Origin of the sequence: Enterococcus sp. 6D12_DIV0197 (assembly GCF_002174385.1) — a bacterium.
Taxonomy (GTDB): Bacteria; Bacillota; Bacilli; order Lactobacillales; family Enterococcaceae; genus Enterococcus_D; species Enterococcus_D casseliflavus.
The window spans coordinates 1,025,954-1,030,496 of the sequence record NZ_NIBN01000001.1 but is presented as its reverse complement, the minus strand read 5'-3'; the positions used below and the strand labels follow the sequence as shown (position 1 = coordinate 1,030,496).

Here is a 4,543-nt window from a genome sequence, read left to right as displayed (position 1 = left end):
ATCTTACTGTAATGATCAATAACATAAAAATAATTATTGATTTTTTGATTAGCTGGCTGTTCCCAAAATGCAAAGATAATTCTTTTACTATCATTAGGAAATTCATAATAGACATTACCATCATCGATGAAATTACTTAAGTCAACATACGAATCAAAAATCAATTCATTTTCTTTATTAAATTCATAGCTTGATAATGCCAACAATCTTTTTGTTCCTTCGTCACGCTTAACTCTCGGTTGTGGTAATTTAATATATCCGTTACTATTCTCAATAATTTTAAAACCATAAGATAATTCATACAATGTTGTCTTTTCATCTGCATGTTTTACACCGGGTAAAGAGATAGGCCACTGTAAACTGATTGCTAAATCAACAGTCATATTTTGATTTTGAGCCTCATCTAAAATGTATGAAAGATTATTTAACCATCTTTGACTACCCCACCAATACTTAGGATCAAGATCTGTTTGGTTTTGGAGATGGTGCATAGGCACAATCTCCACCCCCCCAAACCCTCTTTTACTTAAATCTTGAATATCTTTTCTCAAATCATTTTCATTGGGTAATGCTTGTGGAATCCAATAACGAACTAAAGGACGCCATTCATTTTTTACTTCACAAAAATTTTTTATCATCTTTCATATCTCCTTTCTCTTATTCTCAATTTATCTCCTTTCATTAAATTACCATCGGAACAGTACAATCAATTCCAATTTCAAACGATTGTAAAAATAAATTCTGAACTTTCATAACCTTCAGCTTCGATTATAAGTTTACAATTCCCACTAGTTGAACTACTTCTGATTACTACCAATGCACATCCATCATAAGTTTCCCATTCCTTATCAAAATAATTACCTTCACTTGAAGGATTCGCACTACCGAAACCTGCTAAGGAGCAAGGGCCCTCAATGTCTATATTTACATTAGCTGTATCCCATTTGTTAATTCTACCTGTTTCATCAGTTAATTTAATCATCGCATAAATTAAATCTTGTCCATTTGCTTTCATCTCATTCTTATCTGCTTCAATAAGTAAAATCTTACTTGAATTTGCAGTCTCTATCTCTGTCTCCTCAGCAACCTCTCCATCTCTATAGGAGATAACTTTTAATTCGCCGGGCTGGTATAATAGTTCAAACTCTGCTTGATAATCGTGTAATACCCCAACAGGTTTCCTTCCTAAACTTTTGTTATTTAAAAACAGCTCCACTTCATCTGCATCTGATAAGACAAATACATTAGCCGGTTTTCCTTCATAGCCAGTCCATGTCCAGCTTGAAATAGTATCTTTCCACATCCAAGGAGTATGACTAGACTCTTGCCCATATTTATTGACCCGTTCTACAGCAATATATGGCTCTTTTCTTAGTCCATACACTATCTCTCGATAGTAACTTATGGGTCTTCTATTACCTATAATATCAATATCACCAATATAAGCTGTTCGATCGGGAAAGTGAGGATCAAAGTTTGCATGTCCATCGTAATAAAATACTCCGACTCCGGCTTCTCCTAGATAATCATATCCAGTCCAAGTAAAATCACCAATTACGTGTGAGTTATTTTTTACAATGGTCCACAAATTAACTATATCTCCTGGAAAGGTTTCTGTTCCAAGTACTATTCTATGTGGATATAACTCATGTTCTCTTTCATGTCTACCTGTTAAATAGTTATAGCCTGCGATATCCATTGAATCAACAAATTCAGATAGCATATCATCCATAATAGGGTGAGTAGCTATTGCATCGGCCAAATCGCCGACTAAAACAGCCTGCATACTATTTAGTGCGTTACTTCCTCCCTCCCCATTTGTTTCAGAATTATTTTTATGATCCTCTCCCGATTCCATATCTTTGATAATATCCATAATAATTTCATTGAATTTTTCCCCTGTAGCTAATATCCCATTGATTCCATTTGTGACATATCTTGTTGGGTCTAATTCATGAAATTTGTTAGTAATTTCACGATTCATTTTTGCTCCTATAGCGGAACCTGCCTCTTTAATTTCATTACCTGTACTATAAAGAATTACAGAAGGATGATTAAAATCTTTATCAACCATTTTTCTTAAATCATTTTCCCAAAATTCACAGAAGTAATTCGAATAATCATTGATATTTTTTCCTTGGTTCCATGAATCAGTTAACTCATCCATAACTAATATTCCTAGCTCATCACAAATTGATAAAGCTAATTCACTCATTGGATTGTGAGAACTTCTAATACTATTAAATCCTGCTTTTTTAAGTTGCTCTAATTTTCTGCGCTCGGCATTTTCTAAGGAAACAGCGCCAATTATTCCATTATCATGATGTAAACAAGATCCACGTAATTTAACAACTTCACCATTAATTTTCAATCCATTAAACGGATCTAATGTTAAATTTCTGATTCCGAATTTAGTTGTTGTTTTATCTAATATTCGATTGTCTTCACTGATACTTACAGCAAGACTATATAAATTAGGGGTTTCACAACTCCATAACAATGGGTCTTCAACAAATAGTTTTTGATTGATTTTCTCCATGCTATGACCATTGATAGTTATCGGATATGTTTGGCAAGTAACAACTTCTTTTTCTTTATTAAATATTTCTACAAATAAATCAAGATTCTTTTTATCGAAATCTTCATTATTAATAGTTAAGTCTAAATCGATTACTCCACAATTGTCATCTGTTACTGACGACTTTATCTTTACCCCATAAACTGGTATATTCGTTGTTGATCCAATGTAAAGATTCACATCTCTATAAATTCCACTTCCAGTATACCAACGACTATTTTGCTCCATCTCATTATTAGCTCTTACTTCAATAGTGTTTATTTCATCAAAAACTAAGAAAGAATTTAAATCAATTAGAGTATTAATATAGCCATTGTAACTACTAGCTACAAAATTACCGTTGACGTTTATTTTAGATAAACCTTGAATCCCTTCAAACTCAATCATTACCTTTTTATGTTTCCAATCTGAGGGAACATAAAAGCTTTTACTGTAGTAATAAGTACCTCCTGGATAATAACCAGTTTGTCCCCCATTTTTTGTATCTCTACATCTCTCTTCAGATATCATTCCATCGTGCGGTAACGTAATTGCCACCTTACCTTCTTGTTGGTTATTTGAGAACGATTCAACTACAGATTCAGTTCCAGATTTAGTAACAAACCACTTATCGTTAAAACTTATTTTTTTCATATTATGCCTCACTTTACTCATTTCTGAAATCTAAACACTACTAATGAAAGTGATTTCATAGAGAATATATCATATAAGTCTTCTTTATTATTGTAAAATAAAGTAATATTATGTAAAATATTATTCGAGGTGGTATTATGAAAGATACGATTTATCAAATTTGCTTATTTCTATATTCAACGTTTTCAATCCCAACAATTTTTGTTTCCAACAATGAGAAAATAAGCTTTGAGTTTCCTACAGTAGAAGACATTACAGATAGACAACAGTCTTTTGGAAAAATAAAAAAAATATTTAATTCAAAAAAAAGTCCTGAATTGCTTTCATTTTCCCCTTCAAATTTATTTTGTAAGATTCCTATAAAAAATTCATTTGATTATATTATAATAGGACCTCTCAAAAACGATTTATTTCTAACTTCTACATTTGAAGAAGACTTTTTAGAAAAAGAATCACTTAATTTTGAATATAGAAATTTTAATTTTTTCCCTACATTTAATTTTGTATCCGCATCAAATTTACTTAGCTTTATTAATTTTATTATTAATGATGAGCTCATTTCTGTGAATGAGAGTTTAATGGTCAATGATTTTTCAAAACTTCAAAAAACGTATCAAATCAAAACTAATGAAATGATAGAAAAAAAAGAAAATCAAGTACGCCATAATACTTATTATCTTGAGAAAGAAATGTTAACGTATATTAAACGTGGAGAAAGAGAAAAGTTGGTTAATTTCTTAAATAACAAGATAAGTGCGTATCCCATTAGAGCTGGTAGGATGGCCAATTCACCAATTAGACAAGAGAAAAATATTTTTCTATCTATTTTAACAAAAGTTGGTAATCAAGCTGCAATTCCAGGAGGGATGAATGTTGAGGAAGCCTATGAGTTGATTGATACCTATTCACTTGAATGTGAGAATACTTCAGATATTAGCGCCATTGCAGAATTGCATTCAAGGATGCTTCTAGATTTTTGCGAAAGCGTCAGTCAAAGTAAAAAGAGACTTTCTATTTCTTTAGAAACTCAAAAAATTATTGATTTCATAGATGAAAGAACAAACACACCTATCTCTCTGAATGATATTGTGGATTATACAGGTAAAAGTAAATCTTATTTGAGCAAACTATTCAAAAAAGAAGTAGGTTTGACTATAGGAAACTTCATTAAGTTGACTAAGCTGAATGAAAGTAAAGATTTGTTAAGATATACTGAAATGAGTATTTCTGAGATTGCTAACTACCTCTCGTTCTCAAATCAGTCTCATTTCCAAAATTGCTTTAAAGAGCAGTTTAAAGAAACACCTAATAACTATAGAAAAAAAAGAAAAG

Annotated in this window: 3 protein-coding genes; 1 reads left to right on the top strand and 2 read right to left on the bottom strand. The window is 31.4% G+C overall.

Annotated features, from left to right (window positions below):
• Positions 1-638: hypothetical protein (locus A5867_RS17900; protein ID WP_170927500.1), on the bottom strand; the 638-nt coding region annotated here is incomplete at its 3' end.
• Positions 639-718: 80 nt separating this feature from the next.
• Positions 719-3,211 carry a glycoside hydrolase family 2 TIM barrel-domain containing protein gene (locus A5867_RS04970; RefSeq protein WP_170927499.1) on the bottom strand — a complete coding sequence of 831 codons (2,493 nt, stop codon included), beginning with the start codon at positions 3,209-3,211 and terminating at the stop codon, positions 719-721.
• Positions 3,212-3,348: 137 nt separating this feature from the next.
• On the opposite strand from A5867_RS04970, the gene A5867_RS04965 reads away from it, so the two are divergent.
• The coding region (locus A5867_RS04965) for an AraC family transcriptional regulator (protein ID WP_087627000.1) at positions 3,349-4,543 on the top strand (1,195 nt) is incomplete at its 3' end.